The following is a 19,347-nucleotide window of genomic DNA, read 5'->3' as shown; positions in this document are numbered from 1 at the left end:
CGAACTCAGCAGTGAAACGATGCATCGCCGATGGTAGTGTGGGGTTTCCCCATGTGAGAGTAGGTCATCGTCAAGATTAAATTCCGAAACCCCATCTGCGAAAGCAGATGGGGTTTTGTTTTTGCGCGCGGAAAAGTTCTTTGCCCAGTCAACAGCCACAGCCACAGCCAACAGCCGCCCAATCAACGCCCAGAAAAAAGCCCCGCATCACTGCGGGGCTTTCAGCTTCCAAGCGACTTGCTTACTCGCTTAGCGTTTCAACTGCTAGGGTCGCGTCTACCGCAGTAACCACATCACGACGTTGAATGTACTTCCAGTCTGCTTCGTCGATGTAGATCCCTGCAGGCCCACTGCCGCCCTCCAGGTCAATCGCCACATGCGCCGAGACTTGAGGCTTAACGCTCGCCAGGATCGGTACAAAGCCCAGCTGCAGGCTGGTTTCCAGCAGCGCGGCTTGATTCCTTTCATCAATGTCAGCCGCCTCGTCGAGGTAGTAGGGCAGACGAATCCGACCGGCCTGCTCGCGGTCCATGAGGTGCAGCAAGAGGTACATATTGGTCAGTGCCTTGATGGTCATGGTCGTGCCGTTGGACGCCGCGCCATCGATGTCGGTGTGGATCACCGGCTGGCTGTTTACCTTGGTGATCTCGAACGCAAGTTCGAACAAGTCTTTCAGACCGAGCTGGTTGTGGTTAGCCGCAACCAGGCGTGCCAGATACTCCTTAGCCTCCTCGTTCTTGTTGTCCTGCTCGGCGCTCTGGCTCAGATCGAATACCGATAGGGTCTCGCCCTCTTCGTACTGACCGGCGCTGTGGATGATCTGGTCGATATGCTTGAGCGCTTCTTTATTCGGCGCGAGCACAATGCGGAAGCTCTCCAGGTTGGAAACCTGCCGGCGGTTGATCTCCCGGTTAAACAGCGCCAGTTGGTGCTCGAGGCTGTCGTAGTCACTGCGGATGTTGCGCAGCGTGCGAGCGATGTCGGTCACAGCAGCACGGCGTGCCTTGCCCAGGGTAAGGGCTTCATCAGTACGATGCGCATAGGCGTTGATCAGCAATTGCAGACGCCGCTCCATGTCGTCTTCACTGTCGAACTTCGCAACGCCTTTTAACCGAACCTGCGCGTAGAGCGCCTCAATCTGACCATCGCAGCGCAAGAGGCCCTGCCAACTGTCCTGATAATCATTGAGCAGCGGCAGCAGGTTCTCCAGCGAATCATCGACCGGCTCCATGAACGGCGTGCCAAATGGCAGGTCGGTCGGGAGCAACTGACGACGACGCAGCGCGTCATCCAGCGTGCGTTGCTTGGACTCGAGATCGCCGATCTGACGACCGACCAGTTGCAGCTTGGCCGACAGTTGCTGAACGCGCTCAGTGAAAGCATCACTGGCGCGCTTGAGTTCGTCTTGCGCCGCTTCCATCTGGGCCAACTGTTCAAGCTTCTCACCCTCTTCGGCGCTCAATGTTTGCGCGCGGCGGAAGTCTTCGAGCGCCTTCTGCGCATCCAGCACCTGCTGGTACAAAGCTTCAGTCTGGGTTTTGCTCGCCGCACGGTCCACCGCTACGGCTTGTTGCGTCTTGAGTTGCTTGAGCTCCTTCTCCAAGCGCTCCTTTTGATCCCGCAACGCGGCGCGATCGGCCAGCGCCTGCAGGGCAGGAGGCTCGATGTTCGACAGATTGACGGTCAGGCCGGGCACTTCGAAGCGCTCACCTTTGAACCCATCGAGAATCGCTTCGAGGGACTTAACCCATGCATCGCCATCATCCAGCGCGATGCCTTGCTCGCCTAACGGCAAGCTGAACAGTGCGCTGTTGAACAGCCGCATCAGACGCTCCACATCAGGCTGCGAAAACTCTTCGCGCAGGCGGGCATAGCTGTTGTTGTCCGCATGATCGAGCTGTTGCTTCACTGACTTCAGGCGTTTTTCGAGATCGCGCAGGCGCTCATCCAGATCCTCGGCGCTAAATTGACGCGACTGCGCGAGCGCTCCGGCCAGTTCATCGTGAGCGTCTTTTGCAGCCAGTAATTGCTGTTCCAGAACTCTCACATCGTCGACCAGCGCAAAGCGGTTCTTCAGCACTGCCAGTTCGCCAATCCATCGCTGGATGTTGCTGATTTCTCGCTCCAGTCGCATCAGCTCTAGAGTGCCGCCACGCTGATCGTTCTGTAGTGAATCCTGCTCGTTACGGTAGTGCTCGCTCTGAATGACCAGCTCTTCCTTGCGCGCATTGGAATAGTCATGCCATGTGCCCAGCAACGAGTCGAGCAATGGCGACAGGCGATGCAGCTTGCCGCGGAGGACGTCGCGCTGTCTGACGCCGTTGGCCAAGGCTTCGACCAGCGGGCCGGCGAGCACCAGTGCGTTGTAGTCCTGCTCCATGCGTCGTACGTCGCGGAACGCTTCTTCGCACGCTGCTATGTAATCGACGCTGCCGGAACGCAGGCTGTGCTCAAACGCATCCAGAAACAGCTGCTTCAATTTGGCAGCGGTGATCTCGCGCATGTGCAGCAGGTTGATGAACAGCGCGCGGAAGGTCTTCAGGCTTTGCTCGCTGGTCGAACGCAGGGGAATCAACGTCAGGTCCAGTGGGATCGATGTGTGCCCACCGACCAGCAGGCGACGCAGTTCATCGGGCTTGAGTTCGTAGGCTTTCAGGCCCTGGCTTTCCAGATTGGCAAACAGCTCCTTCTGGCGCAGGCAGGTATCGTCCTTCTGGTAGTGAGCCAGGTCCAGCTTGCCGGCATAGGCGAAGAACTGATGACCGAAACCGCCGCCCGGGCCTCGACCGACCACGCCGATGACATGCGGGCCGTGGGGCAGGGAGACTTCAACGAGGATGTAGCTGGTGTCGGAAGCGAAGTAGAAGCGGCGCGATTGATCAAGGCTGTATTTGCCGAAGCTCATGTCCGACATGCGCGCCAGAATCGGGAACTGCAAAGCGTTGATCGACGCACTCTTGCCCAGGTTGTTCGCGCCGTACACTGACAGCGGATGCTCCAGGGGAAAAAGCCCAAGGCTGTAACCGGCCGTGTTCAGCAGCGCAAAGCGGCGTATGCCGTAGCGTTCCTGGCTCATGCGTCATGCTCCTGTTCTTCAGCGATCGCCCGGGCTAGCGCTTGCTCTTCGGTTTCCGCAGATTCATCGAATTCGGTGAGGTCCAGCGGGTCGTCGGTTTCCAGCAATCGCTCATCGCTGTCTTCGTCGATCAACACCGGGGCGGGTAACGGCAGAGCGCTGTGAAGGCTGGCCGCCAGATCACGGTCTTGCTGCACGGACAGGCAGACGTCGAGGAAGCGATGCATTGGCGGCAGGAAGCGGTAGATGCCGACTTCTTCTGCGGCGAATCCCAGCTGGGTCATGCGGCGCATGATTTTTTCTTCCAACTCTTCCTGGGTCTGGACTTCAGCTTGCAGGAACAGATCGCGGTACTTTTCCAGTAGCGAGGGCAGTTCGTCGCGGCCCAGGCTGCCGCCATCAAGCACGGCGACGGGGTCGCGGCCCTGGTCCGCCAAATGCTCGACGAGGATGAATGTGAACAGGGCCAGACGTTGCGCCGTCTTGTTGACCTGCGCGGCCGCCAGATCAGGTACTAAGTAGTAAAAACCACGGGTGTCGCAGACCAGTTCGAAGCCCAGGGCCTTGAACAGGCCGCGGTACTGGTCCTGGAGATTGGACAGCTGCGCGTACAGTTCGGGGTCGCGACGGCTGACGTGATAACCCTTGAACAGCTCGCGGAAGATCGGCGCCAGTTGGGTCATTTCGGATAGATCAAGATGCATGGGCGGTGCCCTCGGAATTCTCTGGGGTGGCGTCTTTGCTCGAGAGCAGGGCGAAGGAGCGCAGGCTGACGCGGTGCTCCCGGGTCAGGTATTCGCCGCGCTCAAGGCGTTCACGCTTGAAGCGTTTGTCCCGTGACAGGCGCGAAAACCAGTACAGCAATTCGTCAGTTGCGCCGGTGGGCTCCTGCTCCAGCAGCCAGACCATCAGATCCGGCATTGGCAGGGCGTCTTCGCAGCGCTCGATCATCTCTTTGACCGTGCGCGGCGCGCGAGGCGGCTCGCCGTTTCGGGTGATATTGGCCTTGGGGAACCGCGCGGGCTTGGGTTCGAATCGCGCCAGCGCATACACGTACGCCTCAACCTGATTGGCACTACCGAGGAAGGTGCTTTGCGGGCGGGTGAACATTGGCATCGCTGCCTGCGGCACGGCGTCGAGACCTCGTCGACGAATCGCCGACAGCGCGAGTGCCGCACCACGAGTCACGGCATTGTGGCGACGCGCTTCTTCACGCAGCGGCAGCAGCAGTTCACGGGCATGACGCAAGGTCAGTTGCGCGCTGGTCTGCATTTCGAGGATGCGCGCGTGGGTGCGCAGGAGCATGTCGTCGTCGACCAGATGGCCGAGACGTTGCTGGTCCGTGAGCATGCGCAGCAGCACGTTCTCTACCTTGCGCACGCCCTGTTCGAAGGCGCCATCGGCGTTCACCAACTGGATCATCGGCTCGACGTATTCATCCCAGGTTGCCAGCACTTCCGCGTAACGCTGACGCAGTGGAATCTGCCTGTCACTGGTCTTGGCGCGTTCGGCCACGGACACAAGGGCCTGTTCGTCGTTGGCGAGCTTCTTGAGGACATCGCGCACGCGCATGTCGAGCAGGCGCAGTTGCCGCGCCAGGTCATTGGCGTCGCGAGCATCGAAGGCTTCCTGTATATAGCCGGCCAGCCGCTCAAGGTGGCGCAAATACGCTTCGATTTCCAGGCAAAGGCCCAGCCGATGCTCGCGCCGCAGGTACGAGAGGAAATCGTGGATCTGCGCATTCAGCTCGAAACGGTTCGGGCTTTTCGCCACCGGGACCAGAATGTCGAGCCGAATCCAGACATCCAGCAGAGTGGTGATGTCCTGGGGCGTACTCTCCAGTTGCTGGGCCGCCAACTGCAAGCGCAGTTCGCTCAGGCTCAGAGTGCCTTGGTCGAAGTGCTCGCAGAGTGGCTCGAGAAGCGCCCAGTGTTCGGCAAGGGCGCGCAGGACGCGCTTAGGTTCGATCATCGGATGGTCGCTGACTGGCAAATAAAAGCGGCGATTGTACTGCATCGCCGGGCTCGTTTTTCACCCTCAGTCGATCAACAGCGGCGGGAAGCGGTGAAGGCCTGTAGAATCTCCCGCCTGACTTTATCCACAGGTAGCTGACCTTTGCTCAATGAGCCTCGTCGTCGCGCTTATCTGACCGCCATGCAGGTGGTCAGCTGGCTGCCGCGCACCGAATTGCCTTTCGCCGCGCCGTCGCGTCCCGAACTGCTTGCGCCCGTGCCGCAGCTTGAGGAAGCGCCTGCGCCGTTTATTCAGGCGGATACGCCTCGCGCACCTGAGCGCGGTTCGCCCTCTGTCACTCCGACGCCTGTTGTTCGGACAGTCGAGCGTCCGAAGATCGATATACCTCGTCCATCGAGCGCGCCCAAGCCGAAGCCAGTGCAGGAAGAAGAGGTGGCACCGGCTGTGGTGAAAGCGCCGGTTGTGCCACCGCCGCGGTTTGCCCTGCAACTCCTGCGCGCCGGAAGTTGCCTGCTGCTGGTCGAGTTGGTGACCGGTGAGCCATTTCAGAGCCGCGACCCGTCCTATCTGTTGCTCAAGGACATGCTCCGCGCCGCCGGCCTGCCGGACAGCCCGCAGATCATCGGCGAGCCTGTGCGCTGGCCGTTGTTGGTGCGGGGGCAAATGGACCAGGGACCGGAGGCGGCGCGGGATTTCGTCCAGGGTTTTCTGTACGCCCGCGTCGAAGAACAGCCCTGCACCTGCCTGTGGCTGATCGGGCTTCCGGCGTTGCGTTTTGCGGCTGAAACCGACGCCGAATCCTACAATCTTGAACTTCAGGTCGACGGCCTGGGGCTAGCCTGGGCGCTGCCGGGTCTGGAGCTGTTGATGGACGAGCCGCAGCGCAAGGCCGACGTATGGCGCTCCATGCGTCAATTGATGGGCCGTTGGAAGACCGTAGATGAATGACGCAGTAACGTTTCGCCGCATGACCGAAGCCGACCTGGACGCTGTCCTGAAAGTCGAATACGCCGCCTTCAGCCATCCCTGGACGCGGGGCATTTACATGGATGCGCTGAAATCATACGAGGTCTGGCTGATGTTCGAAGGCAGTCAGCAAGTGGGGCACGGCGTGATCAATGTGATCATTGATGAAGCGCACTTGCTTAACATCACCGTTAAGCCGGAGAGTCAGGGCCGTGGCCTGGGGTTGATGCTGCTGGAACAGCTGATGAAGCGCGCCTATGAGATGAATGGCCGGGAGTGTTTTCTCGAATTGCGCGACAGCAATCGGTCGGCCTATCGCTTGTACGAGCGCTACGGATTCAACGAGATAGGCCGGCGCCGGGACTACTACCCGGCAGTCGGCGGGCGTGAGGATGCCGTTGTCATGGCGTGCACACTGTTTGAGTAATTCCGGGCCGCGGTGGGGCGAACCAGGTTCGCTCCCACAAAGCGCCAGCCGCTGATCAGACGCCAGGCTTGCCGTCCAGCGGATCAAGAATGGCCATTTCTTCTTCGTCCAGGCCATCCCCACCGCCAATGTCATCTTCATCGACAATGCTCAGGTCCCGGTCAGCCGGTCCGCCTTCGCCAGCTTCACGAGGCGATCGTGCGCCGTCTTCCCGAATCAGTGTTTCAGGGCTCATGTCGTCGTCGGTCGGGTTGTGATCTTCGGTGGAAGCACCGGTCAGCCCGGCTTCACGTACGCGTTCATCAGGGATCAACGTGTCGAGTTCATCTTCAGGAATGACGTCGCCAATGCGCCCGCTCGGCTCATTGTTGTCGTTGAAGTTGAGCTCTTCCATCGATCCCATGCGGTCTTCGTTGTCATCGATGGGCTCGGGTTGAGTGGCATCGAATGGACGGCGTGAATCGTTCATGGCAAATCCTCAATAATGTCGGGCGTAATGGGTGGACCGGACGCCATGGCGGAAATTCCATCCGCTTCCTGATCGGCCGTCGCTGATCGCGCGATCTTCCCGCGTGACCCGAAGCGCCGAGCCCCAGTCATAGCTGAGCATCATTTCCGAGGCATCAACGCATGAACGAACTACAAGACTTGATCGACAACAACGAACGTTGGGCTGCCGCCATCAAGGAAGAAGATCCCGAGTTCTTTGCCAAGCTGGCGCGCCAGCAGACGCCGGAATTCCTATGGATCGGTTGTTCGGACGCCCGTGTCCCCGCCAATGAAATCGTCGGCATGTTGCCGGGTGATTTGTTCGTGCACCGCAACGTGGCCAACGTTGTGCTGCACACCGACCTCAATTGCCTGTCGGTGATTCAGTACGCCGTCGACGTGCTCAAGGTCAAACACATCCTCGTCACCGGTCACTACGGGTGCGGCGGCGTGCGCGCTTCGATGCAGGACCGCCAGTTCGGCCTGATCGACGGCTGGCTGCGCACCATTCGCGATCTGTACTACGAAAATCGTGAGCTGCTGGCCAAGCTGCCAACGGAAGAAGAACAAGTCGACCGGCTGTGCGAGTTGAACGTGATTCAGCAGGTCGCCAACGTCGGCCATACCAGCATTGTGCAGAACGCCTGGCACCGCGGGCAGAAGTTGTCGGTCCACGGCTGCATCTACGGCATCAAGGACGGGCGCTGGAAGAGTCTGAACGCGACCATCAGCGGGCCGGAGCAATTGCCGCCGCAGTATCGGTTGCGTCCGCAAGGGGAGTGATCGGGTAGGGCAAGCGTCCATCCAATGGTAGGAGTGAGCTTGCTCGCGATAGCGTTAGTCAGGCTCACCTATGGAGTTGAAGACAACGCGAGCAAGCTCACTCCTACAGGATCGTTAGAGCTGAGCTTTCTTCATTTCCGGCAGCGGCTTCTGCAACTGCTTGATCTGCCGCGACACCTCGCCCGTCCGGCATTTCGCTGCGGCCTGATCCGGCGTCAACTTGCGCACCGTGTTGAAGAACAACTTGCAGGTCTCAACCTTGTTGGTCACCTGCCAGTTCGTGGTGCACTGGCTCAACAGCGCGGTTGGATCGGTGGTCGGTTTCTGGCCCATGCCGGCTTGCCAGCATGCCGCGCTCAGGTCCTGGCCCATGACCTTCAAACCCGCTTCATCCGCCTTGGCTTCGTCCCCGCCGTAGTTGCTCTTGTCCGCCGCATTCCAGATATAACTCGGGTGATTAGAACCCAGCACCGCGACGCTTTGCCCGCTAGCCGGGCTGATGCTTGCCAGGCCCAACACCGGGACCATGACGTTGTACTGCTGCTTGAGCCAGGCGCGCACTGGGGCACCGAACGCGACCATCGGCAGCGATGTGCCCGCCGTGCTTTGGGTGAGCTGCTTGACCATGTTCGTCTGGTAATCGGTGAAGTAGCTGTAGACGTTTTCAAGGTCCTTGCCGGCGTTGGACGGCGCTGCAATGGGCGCGATGTCGATGATGGTCTGATAGGCAGGCGTCTGCTCCTTGGGGATGCCGTTATCCGTGAGTAGCTCGGACCAGCGATCAGTAGTGGCCGAGAACAGATAGTCCTGAGCCTGAGTCAGCGAATAGTCCGGCGGAAAATGCAGCAGCTCGACGCTCTTGCGGTTTTCCAGCGCCATGCCCAGCGGCAAAAACAGATACCAGTTGTAGGCGAATTTGTTATCGGCGTTGAGTTTGTTCGCGCCGGCGTAGGCCAGGTCGCCTGCGTCGAGCAGCGCTGAAAGTGGTTTGTCGTAGCCGTCCGGCACGCCGGTGATGTTGGCGTAGATCAGGTCGTTGTCGTTGTGCACCGCCACTTTGGCCGAGGCGTAGCCGTCACGCTGCACGCTTTGCGTGAGGTAGTGCTCGACGGTCTGTTCCAGCGTCCAGTTTCGGAAACAGATGACATTGCAGTTGTTCGGGTAGGCAAACAGGTGTGTGACGCGTTCCTTGCTCCCCAGTTTGACGTTGACGTCGGCCTGAGCGGCAAGGCTCAGCGTCAATGCGGAGAGCGCGATGCTCAATACGGCGTTTTTTTTCATGCTCATGTCCTTTGGCGTAGACACCCCTCTGCGTGGGTGGTGTTTCGATGATGAAACACTTGGACAGGGCTGGGAATGGGCAACGATGGCTGCGGGCCATTTTTTAATGGCGCGCGCGTCAAAGCACGAACCGCTGAACCATTGTGTTTAGGTCGGTTGCCAGCATCGACAGCGCATTGCTCGCCACCGTGGTTTGCTGAGCGCCCGACGCGGACTGCGTCGACAGGTCACGAATGCTGCTCAGGTTGCGATCGACTTCGTTAGCCACTTGCGCCTGTTGTTCGGCGGCGCTGGCGATCAGCGTGTTCCGGTCGCTAATGGTCGAGGTTGCGCTGATGATGACCGTCAGCGCGTGACCGGTTGCAGCGGCCTGCTCCAGGGTAAGATTGGCCTGGGCTGCGGTGACGCGCAGGGTTTGCGCGGTCTCCTGAGTGCTTTTCTGCACATCGTTGATCAGCGTCTCGATCTCGGTGGTCGACGCGCTGGTCCGTTGGGCAAGAGAGCGAACTTCATCGGCGACCACGGCGAACCCGCGGCCTGCTTCGCCTGCCCGTGCGGCCTCGATGGCGGCATTCAGTGCAAGCAGGTTGGTCTGGTTGGCGATCGCGCGGATGACTTCGAGGATCTTGCTGATGCTCAGCGTGCGCTCGGCAAGACCGTCGGCCTGGTGCGAGGAATCGAGAACGTTGTCGGTCAGCTCCTTGATCGAATCAATGGTGCCGGTCAGGCGCAGACGCCCTTCGGCGGCCGCTTCGTTGGACGCCTTCGATTCGCTGGACGTGCTGCTGGCATTGTCGGCGACTTCCCCGGCCGCCTGACTCATCTGATTCACGGCAACGGCCGCCTGCTCGATCTCGTCGTTTTGCAGTTGCAGATTCTTGGCGCTGGCTTCAGCAATCGTGCCCATTTCGTGGACCGACTGACTCAACTGGCCGGCTGCGGCGTAAATCTGATCGATCGTGCCATGCAGATTCGCGCGCATCAGACCGAGGGTTTTCAGCAGTTGAGCCGTTTCGTCCTTGCCTTCCGGAATCGGCTGCGGGCTCAGATCGCCTTGAGCAATGGTGCTGGCGATGTGCAGCGACTGCCGCAAAGGGCGAATGATGCTCAGGCTGAGTCGCCACGCGAGCAACAACGTCAGCACCAGCGCCACCACGATGGCGCTGACGGCGATGATTCGGGTTTGCTGGAACCGCGCGCCGGCCGCGTCGACGGTGCCCGCCGCGCTTTGCTTGTTCAGCTCGCGCAGCAACTGCACCTGCATGTCCATCAGGTCACCCTGCAGGCTCAGCGTGGTGTTGAGCAGCATGCGCGCGTCGTCGAGTTTGCGTTGTTCGATCAGCGCGATTTCGTCGTGCAGCCCTGGCATGAAAGCGCCATAAGCCTCTTGCAAGGCTTTGATGGAATCCCGCTCAGTGCTGTCGGTGGCGTGGGCGAGATAATCGGCGAAGCCTTTTTCGACCTCATTCTTCAGTTGCTCGACATTGATCTTGCTGGTCACCACTGCGCCGGGATCGTCGGCATTGGCAATCAGTCTGGCGCTCTCGCCGCGCAACTTGATCAGGTCGATGGCGATCGCGTCCGCCATGGCAATGCTGGGAAGCGACCCACTCTCAACCGCTTCGCCCTGATCGCGGATGCTCTGCATCTGCAGCAGGCAGAACACACCGAGCGCCACCAGCAACAGCGCAGTCACGCCGAAGCACAGCACCAACCGCTGGGTAATCCTGAAGCGACGCAGGAATGCTGGTTGGGAGGAAGGACGGACCACACGACGCAATAACCTTTTCACTGCCACCCATCCCATCGACGAAAACACCGGAGAGATGGTTATAGAGGTGTTCCGTGATGTCTTTGTGACATTGCCGGGAATGTTTCGGAATTGTTGCGGTACGGTCAGATGATGCGATTGAAAATGATGTCAGCGGGTAGTTGGGTGGGCAATGTCAACGCTGTTTGTGGGACAGGTCTCTGCGAGTCTCGGCGGCCTTGTTGAGTTATTTTCTGTACATACAATAATTCAATGCAGATAATCTTCGACGTCGCGAAACGCGACATCACCCTTCTAAAGCGTGGCCTCGACTTTGGGGATGCCGGCTTGGTATTCGCTGGCAGACATTTGACCAGCGAAGATTGCCGGCAGGATTACGGGGAGACCCGCTACATCACGGTTGGTATGTTGTCAGAACGTATGGAGGTCCTGGTCTGGACACCGCGCGGCGCGGATCGCCGTATCATTTCCATGAGAAAAGCCAATGAGCGCGAACAAAACCTCTACCGGCATCGACTGGGTTGATCCAGACGATGCACCCGAATTGTCCGATGCATACTTCGATCAGGCTGATGAATACGTGGGTGATCAGTTGGTCAAGCGTGGCCGACCACGTGCTGTGGTTGTGCGAGAGCGGATTACCATTCGCTTGGAGCATGATGTGGTGGAGCAATTCCGGGCGTCAGGACCGGGCTGGCAGACGCGAATGAATGCCGCGCTGGTAGACTGGCTAAAAACCCATGAGCCGTCCGAAATAGCGCTATGACCTTCCAGGCCCCCTAAGCACCAATCTCCTCCATAAACTCCCGCAAAAACCGCTCGGCCCGTGCATGCCTGACCTGCGCCATGTGACGCCCCGTCGCCGTTTGAAATCCCTGCGCCAAGGTGAATATCTTGGTGGTGAAGTGATCAACGGCGAAGCGTTTGTCGTCCAGGTCTCGTTGTTGCGCCTGCGGGTCGGCCGGGTCGTAGAGGTGGCTGCCCATGCGCCCGGACACGTAGAACAGCCGCGCCACACCGACCATGCCGAGTGCGTCTAGACGGTCGGCGTCCTGCAGGATCTTTGCTTCCAGCGAGGTGGGCGTGATGTCGGCCGAATAGCTGTGGGACTCGATGGCGTGGGCAACGGCCTGGGTGCGCTCTTCGTCCCAGCCCATCTCTGCGAGCAATTCCGTCGCTTTTGCGGCGGCCAGACGCGAGGCACTTGAGCGAAAGGGCGAGTTCTTTTCCACCGAAACGCAGTCGTGGAGCAGTGTGGCCGCAAGCAAGACCTGATGATCGCCGCCTTCTTTATCGCGAATGGCGCAGACGTTGCTCCAGACCCGGTGCAGGTGGGAAACGTCGTGGGAGCCGTCGAGCCGCTCCGCCACGGTGTGGGGAATCAGCAGGTCGGCGAGGGACTGAAAAGGCGCGAAGGAGAGGGCGGTCATGGATCATCCTGTCGATGTCGGCGAACGGAGCGCCAGCATACCGATTGACCCACTTCCGCGCTGCCGGTTCGCTCAGGCGGTTCGCGGATCTCTACCACGCACGTTGCCCGGCAGAGATCAGTGAGCCGTCGAGACGCTACATCACTGGCCCTTCATCGCCGCCGTCAGCTTGTCCACGTTATAGCGAAACATCGCCACGTAGGTCGCTGCCGGGCCGTCGGACGGTGACAGCGATTCCACATACAGCTCGCCGCCCGGGTGCGCGCCGCTGGCTTTGGCGATCTGCTGCACCAGCCGCGGGTCGCCAGAGTTTTCGAAGAAGTAGGCGCTGACGTGCTCCTGCTTGATCTGATTGATCAGCTTGCCGACGTCAGCCGCCGATGCTTCGGTTTCAGTGGAAAAGCCCAGTGGCGAGAGAAAGGTCACGCCATAGGCATCGCCGAAATAGCCGAAGGCGTCGTGGGACGTCAGCACCTTGCGTTGTGCGACCGGGATGGCGCTGATCTGCGCGCGGGCGTAGGCGTCCATGTCCTGCAGTTGGGCGATGTATTTTTCACCGTTGGCTTGGTAATCGGCAGCATTTTCAGGGTCCGCTTTCTGCAGGGCCTTGATGATGTTTCTGACGTAAACGACGCCGTTTACCGCGCTGTTCCAGGCATGGGGGTCGGTGATCTTCTTGCCGTCTTCTTCCATGCTGCGGGTCATGATGCCGTCAGACAGCACAATCGACTGGCCCTTGTAGCCGGAAGCGGTGATCAGCCGATCCAGCCAGCCCTCCAGATGCAAGCCGCTGACAAACACCACGTCGGCTTTCTTCAGCGCCTGGGCGTCGTTGGGGGTGGGCTCGTAGACGTGAGGATCGCCGTTGGGCCCGATCAGCGAGGTCACGTGCACGTGATCGCCGCCGACGTTGTGCACCATGTCGGCGATGACGGTGAACGATGCGACGGTCTCCAGGGTTTTTGCCTGGGCGAAGTTAGCCAGGCCCGACAACGCCAGCGCGGCGGTCAGAAGCGTGAAACGTTTCATGGTGGTTTCCTTGCGGTAAGAGGACGATCAGCCGGACAGATGAACCCTCGGGAACAGCCGGCGTAGAAAGCCGCTGCGTCCAAAGAACAGTGAGAACCCGTAAAAGGCGCTGGCGGTGAGCACGATGGCCGGGCCCGAAGCGACGCTGGCGTGGTAGGAGACGATCAGGCCGATGAAGCCCGAGAGCGTCGCCACTGCGGTCGAAATGACGATCATGCCGGTCAGCGAGCGCGCCCAGAATCGCGCGACCGTAGCGGGCAGCATCATCATGCCGACAGCCATCAGCGTCCCCAGCGCCTGAAACCCCGCCACCAGATTGAGCACCACCAGCAGCAGAAACAGCACGTGATACAGCGACCCGCGACCACCCACCGCGCGCAGGAAACCCGGATCGAAGCATTCGAGGATCAACGGGCGGTAGATCAGCGCGAGTAGAATCACGGTGAATGAAGCGATGCCGCCGACCATGAAAATCGCCTGATCGTCGATGGCCAGAATGGTACCGAACAGCACGTGAAGCAGGTCCACGTTGGAGCCGTGAAGGGAAACGATCAGCACGCCGGCAGCAAGGGACGTCAGGTAAAAACTGGCGAAGCTGGCGTCCTCACGCAGTGTTGTGTAACGGCTCACCAACCCCGATAACAATGCCACGGCGAGACCTGCGATCAGGCCGCCAAACCCCATCGCTGGCAGTGACAACCCGGCAAACAGGAAACCCACAGCTGCCCCCGGCAGCACCGCGTGGCTCATGGCGTCGCCCACCAGACTCATGCGCCGCAGCATCAGCAGCACGCCCACCGGGCCGGAGCCGATGCCCAGCGCCAGGCACGCCACCAAGGCGCGGCGCATGAAACCGAAATCGACGAAGGGCTGGACCAACAGGCTATAGAGCGTCACAGCGTCCGCTCCGCATCGGCGTCGCAGGGCAGCGCGTCAGGGTTCCAGTGCTCTGCCATGTTCTTGGCGCGGCGCAGGTTGTCGTCGTTGAGGATGTCGGCGGTGTCGCCCCAGGCAATGATTTCCCGGGCCAGCAACAGTGTGCTCGGAAAATGCTGGCGCACCTGCTCGATGTCATGCAGCACAGCAATCACAGTGCGGCCCTGGCCGTGCCACGTGCTGATTAACTGCAACAAGTCCCGCGTGGTCCGTGCATCGATGGCCGTGAACGGCTCGTCGAGCAAAATCACCGAGGCGTCCTGCAACAACAGCCGGGCGAACAGCACGCGCTGAAACTGACCCGACGACAACGAGCTGATGCTGCGTTGCTCGAACCCCGCCAAACCCACGGCACCCAATGCTTCCTGGGCCTGTTGAGCGTGTTTTCGTGTGGCGCCCCGGAACGCGCCGATGCTGCGCCAGGCACCCATCATTACGGTGTCGGCGACGCTGAGCGGAAAGCTGCGGTCGATTTCGGCGGCCTGGGGCAGGTAACCGATGTGCCGCGTTGCCAACTGATTACGCTCGACGCGCCCGACGGCGGGTTTGAGCGTGCCGGCGATGGCTTTGATCAGCGTGGATTTGCCGGCGCCGTTGGGACCGACGATTGCCGTCAGGCTGCCTGCCGCGAATCGGCCGTTGGCGTGATGCACTGCGGGACGGCGCTCATAGGTCAGTGTCAGATCATGGAGGTCGATGGCGGCACTCATGGAATTGCCACCGCCCAGGCAACGCCGATCCACAGCAGGACCAGCACGGCGAGGGAAATCAACACGCGTTTGCCAGCCGATTGAGCCAGTGCGGACGTTGCCAGGGAGGGGGAAAGCCGGGAATCGCGTTTCACAGAAAGGACTGCCTGAAATACTTTGTTATAGTATTACATCACCTTTAGCTTCCTCTGCAAAGCGCGATTTGGGCGAAGTTCAGGGAGGCGACAGTTTCTTTCTGCCAGCGAAGCGCAGCGTTTCCCCGGCGCGATAAACCCTGTAGTTTTCGATCACTTTTTTCGCAGCCAGGATGATTTTCATGACCGCTTCTCATCGGCGTCCCGTACCCCTCGCCAAATGCTATCGCCTGCTCAACCACGGCCCGACCGTGCTGATCAGCGCAGCCCACGACGGTCAACGCAACATCATGGCAGCGGCGTGGGCAATGCCGCTGGACTTCCAGCCGCCGAAAGTCACGGTCGTGCTGGATAAGTCTGTCTGGACGCGGCAGTTGCTTGAGGCCTCCGGCACGTTTGTGATCAACGTGCCGACCCTCAGCCAGATCGATATCGTCGAAACGGTCGGCTCGACTTCAGGGCTGGACATCTCCCAGGAGCAGGGCCTGGATAAATTCAAGGCGTATGGTCTGGAGACCTTCGCGGGTTCTCACGTTGAAGCGCCGTTGCTGGAAGGCTGCGCAGGCTGGCTGGAGTGCCGATTGATTCCCGAGCCGCACAACCAGAGTGCGCACGATCTGTTCATCGGCGAAGTGGTCGCGGCGTGGGCGGATGAACGCGTGTTCTCCGACGGGCACTGGCATTTCGAGGGGCATGACGCGCTGCGCACCCTCCACCATGTGGCGGGCGGGCATTTTCTGGTGATCGGCGATGGGGTGGACGGCAAGGTGCTGCAGCGATCTGCTGACTGACTGTGGCGCGTCTGCTATGACCGCGCCCCTGATCGAAAAGGACGCGGTAAGCGGGTTCAGCCGCCCGATGTGGATGCAGCTCAGTCCTTCGACAGTTCGCCGTTCACAAGACGCCAGGTCTTCAACGGATTGCTGGCTTTTAACGCAGTTGGCAGCAGCGAGTCCGGCACGTTCTGGTAACAAACAGGACGCAGGAAGCGATCAATAGCGGTCGCGCCCACCGAGGTGCTGCGGCTGTCGGAAGTGGCTGGGAACGGTCCGCCATGGACCATCGAATAACTCACTTCGACACCGGTCGGGAAGTCGTTGAACAGAATCCTTCCCGCCTTGCGCTCCAGGATCGGCATCAGCGACTGGGCGGTTGCCTCGTCGCCGTCGTCGAACTGCAGCGTCACGGTCAGTTGCCCATCGAAGCTGGCAGCGACTTTCTGCAGATCGGCGACGTCGGAGCAGACGATCAGCAGCGCGCTTGGGCCGAAGTTTTCATCCTCCAACGCGGGGTTGGCGAGGAAGGTGGCCGAGTCGGTCCGGAAGAAGGCCGCGCGGGCCTGGAATGAACCTTCGGCCTCCTGACCCTCTGCTACCAGCGTCACGCCTGATGCGCTGTGCAGGTGATTCAGACCGTTGCAGTAAGCGCCGTGGATGTTCGGCGTCAGCATGGTGGTCGGTAGCTTCTCGGACAGCGCCTTGGCCGAAGCCGACACGAATGTTTCCAGCGCGTCGCTTTCCAGCGCCAGCAGAATGCCCGGGTTGGTGCAGAACTGCCCCGCACCCATGACCAGCGATTCAACAAAACCCTTGGCGATCGTTTCGGCGCGGGCCAGCAAAGCAGCGGGAAGCAGGAACACCGGGTTGATGCTGCTCATCTCGGCATACACGGGAATCGGGACCGGACGCGCTTGCGCCGCCGCCACCAGCGCCAGACCGCCACGGCGAGAGCCAGTGAAGCCCACGGCTTGAATCAGGGGGTGACTGACCAGCGCCTGGCCGACGGAAATGTCCTTGTCGATCAGTAGCGAGAACACGCCTTCAGGCATGCCAGTGTCGCGCGCTGCTTTTTGAATCACACGGCCCACCAGTTCGCTGGTGCCCAGGTGAGCCGGGTGCGCCTTTACGATAACCGGGCAACCGGCCGCCAGCGCGGAAGCGGTATCGCCGCCGGCCACGGAGAAGGCGAGGGGGAAGTTGCTGGCGCCGAACACCGCCACCGGGCCGAGGCCAATGCGCCGCAGACGCAGGTCGGCACGCGGAAGTGGCTGGCGCTCCGGCATCGCAGTATCGACCACGGCGCCGTGCCAGCGCCCATCCCGCAGCAGGCTGGCAAATAGTTTCAGCTGATTGACCGTGCGCATCCGCTCGCCTTCAAGGCGGGGCTTGGGCAGGCCGCTTTCGATGTGAACGCGTTCGGTGAGCACATCGCCCAGGTCCAGAAGGCCTTGGGCGATGACTTCGAGGAAGCTGGCGCGTTGGTCGTCACTCAGTTGCCGGTAGCTGTCGAATGACGCTTCGGCCAGTTCGCACGCAGCGTCGACATCATCCAGCGTGCTGGCGCCAAACGACGGTGTCAGGGGTTCACCCGTGGCGGCAGCGAGGGCGAACACCTCTCCGGCCTGACCCCGCACAGCGCGTTGTCCGATGATCGTTTCACCAAGAATCTGCATTGCTCAACACCTCTCGAGGGGCGGCGACCGTCAGTTGGCACCGCTGTGGCCAGCCCTTGAGGTTACATCATGGCGCTACGATCGCCACCCATCCGGGTGTTGAGCTAAGGGCCAGGCTTATTGCTGCCGCTTATTGCTGAGCGGCGCTGAACCCTTCGAACGCTGTCTGCTGTTGGATCGCGCTGACAATGTTCTTGCGCGTAGCCGGCTGCTGGTTGCCGTCCTTGTCCACGAACACTTCGCTCTGCAGCTCGGCTTCATCGCCTTCACCGATGAACGAGAAACCGAGGAACTCAAAGGCTTCGCGGTCAGCGTTGGCTTTCGAGCGCGGCGTGCGCAGAGGCAGGGTGACGCTGGCGCCGTCCTTACTGATGACGAACACCTCGGCTTCCTTCTTCGGTCGTGCCGCTTTGCTCTTGCCGCCGCTCGGGTTGCTGACCGCTTGATGCGTCTGGTTCAGCACCTTCAACGCCAGGCTGTAGACGAGTTCCTGGAAACTCGGGTCATCCTTGTAGCTGGAGAGAATCCGGCTGATCGGAAATTTCGCGCTCAGGTCTTCGAGGGCGGCCATGTCGGCGGCTTCGGCGTCCTTGAGCTGTTTAAGCTGACCCATCAGTTCGTAGGCCTGGTCATCATCGAATCGGTCATGGGCGGTGCGTATGGCCAGGCGCAGATCGCGAATCTGGTCGCTTTCCTTGGCGCTCTGGAAGGCGTCGAGCACCATCTCGCTGATGGTTTTGGCCTGGGGCACATGTTGTGAAAGGTTGATGGCTTCTTCGTAGGCTTGCTTCGACGACACGGCGTTTGCCACCGGATCGGTATGGGAATCAGACATTGAACATCCACTGCTTCGTTAACTGGGGTTGAGGCGCGAAAAGCTCGGGGCGTTTCGAGGGGCGTAATCTATTGGACGAGGGCGCTGTTGTCACGGATTGCTGCTCGCGCCCGGACCGCAGGGCAACATCCAGGCATCCCGCCCCATGCGCGCTACGCTATGAGTTCATCGACCCACAGGCGTCAGGCCATGCGAAAAATCTGGGCGCGCTACATCGATTTGCTGGAAAACGACCTCAGCACGCAAATCTTCGACAACATCAAAAACCTGCTGGTGTGCGCGCTGTTGTTCGCGGCGGGCACCAGTGCGTTGAGGGCTGATTACCACCAGTTCATCGGCGTGCTGGTATCTGGCGCTACCGGATGGGGGCTGATTGGCGTGTCCGCCGTGCTGATGTTCCTGAACGTCAGCGACGGCATTCGCCGCCTCGGCAAGTTGCGCTATCACGTGGCGATTCAGATTCTGGTGTCGCTGGTGTACTTGCTGATCGCTGCCCGATTGGTGGAAGTAGTCTGGGCGTTTCGGGCTGCTTGAGGTGGGTTTCTGCGAATGAACCGGGGGCGAGGCGGTATTGCATATAGCCTGGAAGGCCGACACCCGGACCTGAAACAGCCCGGCGCTTGCCGGGCTAGTCTTAAACGCAGGTCCCGCCTTTGTGGTGTGACCCCGTTCCGCCAGATGGGTGCGTGCCTTTCGGACACGCCGATGCGGAGAGAGAAACGATTGAAAGCAGAGCGACCAGTCCAGCGATAGCTATCTTCTTCATATTGCCTCCGTGCACTGCGAGATGCAGTACAGGGGTATCGGCGATTTGGGATCCCACATTAGCCACGGAACACCAGAAACAACAAAGCCCGCACAAGGCGGGCTTTGTTGAGGTACTTGGTGGCTACACAGGGACTTGAACCCCGGACCCCAGCATTATGAATGCTATGCTCTAACCAACTGAGCTATGTAGCCAAGTGGCGCGCATTATTCGCTCAGATCGGATATGTGTCAAGCGTCTCTTCTAAAAAATTTATCCACGTGATCAATCGGTTAGCCTCCCGGCTCT

The 19,347-nt window shown here is 60.3% G+C and carries 20 protein-coding genes, 1 tRNA gene, 1 rRNA gene and 1 pseudogene; 8 read left to right on the top strand and 15 right to left on the bottom strand.

The features are described from left to right. Positions 1 to 76: ribosomal RNA gene (gene rrf / locus AC0Z8Z_RS03165) — 5S ribosomal RNA — on the top strand; the annotation flags it as partial. A 165-nt stretch (positions 77 to 241) separates the two neighbouring features. On the opposite strand, the gene mksF is transcribed toward rrf, so the two are convergent. The 3 genes from mksF to mksB are packed head-to-tail and all read right to left on the bottom strand — an operon-like array spanning position 242 to position 5,047. Next, positions 242 to 3,076 carry an Mks condensin complex protein MksF gene (mksF, locus tag AC0Z8Z_RS03160; RefSeq protein WP_485617817.1) on the bottom strand — a complete coding sequence of 945 codons (2,835 nt, stop codon included), beginning with the start codon at positions 3,074 to 3,076 and terminating at the stop codon, positions 242 to 244. Continuing rightward, entirely contained in the window at positions 3,073 to 3,780 is a 708-nt protein-coding gene (mksE, locus tag AC0Z8Z_RS03155; RefSeq protein WP_485617816.1) for an Mks condensin complex protein MksE, read from the bottom strand. Before mksE ends, mksF begins: the two co-directional genes overlap by 4 nt. Beyond that, a complete protein-coding gene (gene mksB, locus AC0Z8Z_RS03150; RefSeq protein WP_205487272.1) occupies positions 3,770 to 5,047 on the bottom strand; it encodes an Mks condensin complex protein MksB in 1,278 nt (425 codons plus the stop codon). Before mksB ends, mksE begins: the two co-directional genes overlap by 11 nt. Before the next feature lie 144 nt (positions 5,048 to 5,191). Between mksB and AC0Z8Z_RS03145 the strand changes: the two genes are divergently transcribed. Both AC0Z8Z_RS03145 and rimI read left to right on the top strand, forming a co-directional pair. Further along, the gene (locus AC0Z8Z_RS03145) at positions 5,192 to 5,998 is read left to right on the top strand and encodes an energy transducer TonB (RefSeq protein WP_485617815.1); all 807 of its coding nucleotides are present in this window, start codon (positions 5,192 to 5,194) and stop codon (positions 5,996 to 5,998) included. Next, the gene (rimI, locus tag AC0Z8Z_RS03140; protein WP_485617814.1) at positions 5,991 to 6,443 is read left to right on the top strand and encodes a ribosomal protein S18-alanine N-acetyltransferase; all 453 of its coding nucleotides are present in this window, start codon (positions 5,991 to 5,993) and stop codon (positions 6,441 to 6,443) included. The genes AC0Z8Z_RS03145 and rimI overlap by 8 nt, the downstream gene beginning before the upstream one ends. Before the next feature lie 55 nt (positions 6,444 to 6,498). Here the strand turns inward: rimI and AC0Z8Z_RS03135 are convergent, their stop codons facing one another. Beyond that, positions 6,499 to 6,912, bottom strand: a complete 414-nt coding sequence (locus tag AC0Z8Z_RS03135) for a serine kinase/phosphatase (RefSeq protein ID WP_485617812.1) — start codon at positions 6,910 to 6,912, stop codon at positions 6,499 to 6,501. A gap of 161 nt (positions 6,913 to 7,073) precedes the next feature. On the opposite strand from AC0Z8Z_RS03135, the gene can reads away from it, so the two are divergent. Further along, positions 7,074 to 7,715, top strand: coding sequence for a carbonate dehydratase (gene can, locus AC0Z8Z_RS03130; protein ID WP_065991764.1), 642 nt, complete (start codon positions 7,074 to 7,076; stop codon positions 7,713 to 7,715). A 114-nt stretch (positions 7,716 to 7,829) separates the two neighbouring features. Here can and AC0Z8Z_RS03125 read toward each other — a convergent pair whose 3' ends face one another. The 3 genes and pseudogenes from AC0Z8Z_RS03125 to AC0Z8Z_RS03115 all read right to left on the bottom strand — a co-directional run. After that, complete coding sequence (locus AC0Z8Z_RS03125; protein ID WP_485617810.1) at positions 7,830 to 8,996, bottom strand: hypothetical protein; 1,167 nt, start codon at positions 8,994 to 8,996, stop codon at positions 7,830 to 7,832. 118 nt (positions 8,997 to 9,114) lie between these two features. Further along, on the bottom strand, positions 9,115 to 9,903 hold the full coding sequence (locus AC0Z8Z_RS03120) for a methyl-accepting chemotaxis protein (protein ID WP_485617832.1): 789 nt from the start codon (positions 9,901 to 9,903) through the stop codon (positions 9,115 to 9,117). A gap of 69 nt (positions 9,904 to 9,972) precedes the next feature. Next, positions 9,973 to 10,803, bottom strand: a pseudogene (locus tag AC0Z8Z_RS03115) (MCP four helix bundle domain-containing protein); the annotation flags it as partial. A gap of 216 nt (positions 10,804 to 11,019) precedes the next feature. On the opposite strand from AC0Z8Z_RS03115, the gene AC0Z8Z_RS03110 reads away from it, so the two are divergent. Both AC0Z8Z_RS03110 and AC0Z8Z_RS03105 read left to right on the top strand, forming a co-directional pair. Further along, entirely contained in the window at positions 11,020 to 11,292 is a 273-nt protein-coding gene (locus tag AC0Z8Z_RS03110) for a BrnT family toxin (protein WP_485617808.1), read from the top strand. After that, positions 11,252 to 11,533 (top strand): BrnA antitoxin family protein, encoded by a 282-nt coding sequence (locus AC0Z8Z_RS03105; protein ID WP_122622602.1) that lies wholly within the window; start codon positions 11,252 to 11,254, stop codon positions 11,531 to 11,533. Before AC0Z8Z_RS03110 ends, AC0Z8Z_RS03105 begins: the two co-directional genes overlap by 41 nt. Before the next feature lie 13 nt (positions 11,534 to 11,546). Here the strand turns inward: AC0Z8Z_RS03105 and AC0Z8Z_RS03100 are convergent, their stop codons facing one another. The 5 genes from AC0Z8Z_RS03100 to AC0Z8Z_RS03080 form a co-directional block, all read right to left on the bottom strand. Further along, positions 11,547 to 12,197, bottom strand: a complete 651-nt coding sequence (locus AC0Z8Z_RS03100; protein ID WP_205486714.1) for an HD domain-containing protein — start codon at positions 12,195 to 12,197, stop codon at positions 11,547 to 11,549. A 141-nt stretch (positions 12,198 to 12,338) separates the two neighbouring features. Beyond that, positions 12,339 to 13,226, bottom strand: a complete 888-nt coding sequence (locus AC0Z8Z_RS03095; protein ID WP_485617806.1) for a metal ABC transporter substrate-binding protein — start codon at positions 13,224 to 13,226, stop codon at positions 12,339 to 12,341. A 27-nt stretch (positions 13,227 to 13,253) separates the two neighbouring features. Continuing rightward, complete coding sequence (locus AC0Z8Z_RS03090; RefSeq protein WP_485617805.1) at positions 13,254 to 14,123, bottom strand: metal ABC transporter permease; 870 nt, start codon at positions 14,121 to 14,123, stop codon at positions 13,254 to 13,256. Next, positions 14,120 to 14,872, bottom strand: a complete 753-nt coding sequence (aztA, locus tag AC0Z8Z_RS03085) for a zinc ABC transporter ATP-binding protein AztA (RefSeq protein WP_485617803.1) — start codon at positions 14,870 to 14,872, stop codon at positions 14,120 to 14,122. Before aztA ends, AC0Z8Z_RS03090 begins: the two co-directional genes overlap by 4 nt. Continuing rightward, positions 14,869 to 15,006, bottom strand: a complete 138-nt coding sequence (locus tag AC0Z8Z_RS03080; RefSeq protein WP_166650490.1) for a hypothetical protein — start codon at positions 15,004 to 15,006, stop codon at positions 14,869 to 14,871. The genes aztA and AC0Z8Z_RS03080 overlap by 4 nt, the downstream gene beginning before the upstream one ends. 182 nt (positions 15,007 to 15,188) lie before the next feature. On the opposite strand from AC0Z8Z_RS03080, the gene AC0Z8Z_RS03075 reads away from it, so the two are divergent. After that, positions 15,189 to 15,797 carry a flavin reductase family protein gene (locus AC0Z8Z_RS03075; protein ID WP_485617802.1) on the top strand — a complete coding sequence of 203 codons (609 nt, stop codon included), beginning with the start codon at positions 15,189 to 15,191 and terminating at the stop codon, positions 15,795 to 15,797. 80 nt (positions 15,798 to 15,877) lie between these two features. Here the strand turns inward: AC0Z8Z_RS03075 and AC0Z8Z_RS03070 are convergent, their stop codons facing one another. Further along, entirely contained in the window at positions 15,878 to 17,458 is a 1,581-nt protein-coding gene (locus tag AC0Z8Z_RS03070; RefSeq protein ID WP_485617800.1) for an aldehyde dehydrogenase (NADP(+)), read from the bottom strand. Positions 17,459 to 17,588: 130 nt separating this feature from the next. Beyond that, a complete protein-coding gene (locus AC0Z8Z_RS03065) occupies positions 17,589 to 18,293 on the bottom strand; it encodes a hypothetical protein (RefSeq protein WP_485617798.1) in 705 nt (234 codons plus the stop codon). Between the two features lie 189 nt (positions 18,294 to 18,482). Here AC0Z8Z_RS03065 and AC0Z8Z_RS03060 point away from each other — a divergent pair, with 189 nt between their 5' ends. Next, complete coding sequence (locus tag AC0Z8Z_RS03060; protein WP_122536207.1) at positions 18,483 to 18,827, top strand: hypothetical protein; 345 nt, start codon at positions 18,483 to 18,485, stop codon at positions 18,825 to 18,827. Positions 18,828 to 19,176: 349 nt separating this feature from the next. Here AC0Z8Z_RS03060 and AC0Z8Z_RS03055 read toward each other — a convergent pair. Continuing rightward, positions 19,177 to 19,253: transfer RNA gene (locus AC0Z8Z_RS03055), tRNA-Met, on the bottom strand. Between the last annotated feature and the right edge of the window lie 94 nt (positions 19,254 to 19,347).

The sequence above is a fragment of the Pseudomonas sp. 1L-C-7-B-C1 genome (assembly GCF_057291635.1).
The sequence above is the reverse complement of the archived record's forward strand: the minus strand, read 5'-3'. Positions and strand labels throughout refer to the sequence as shown.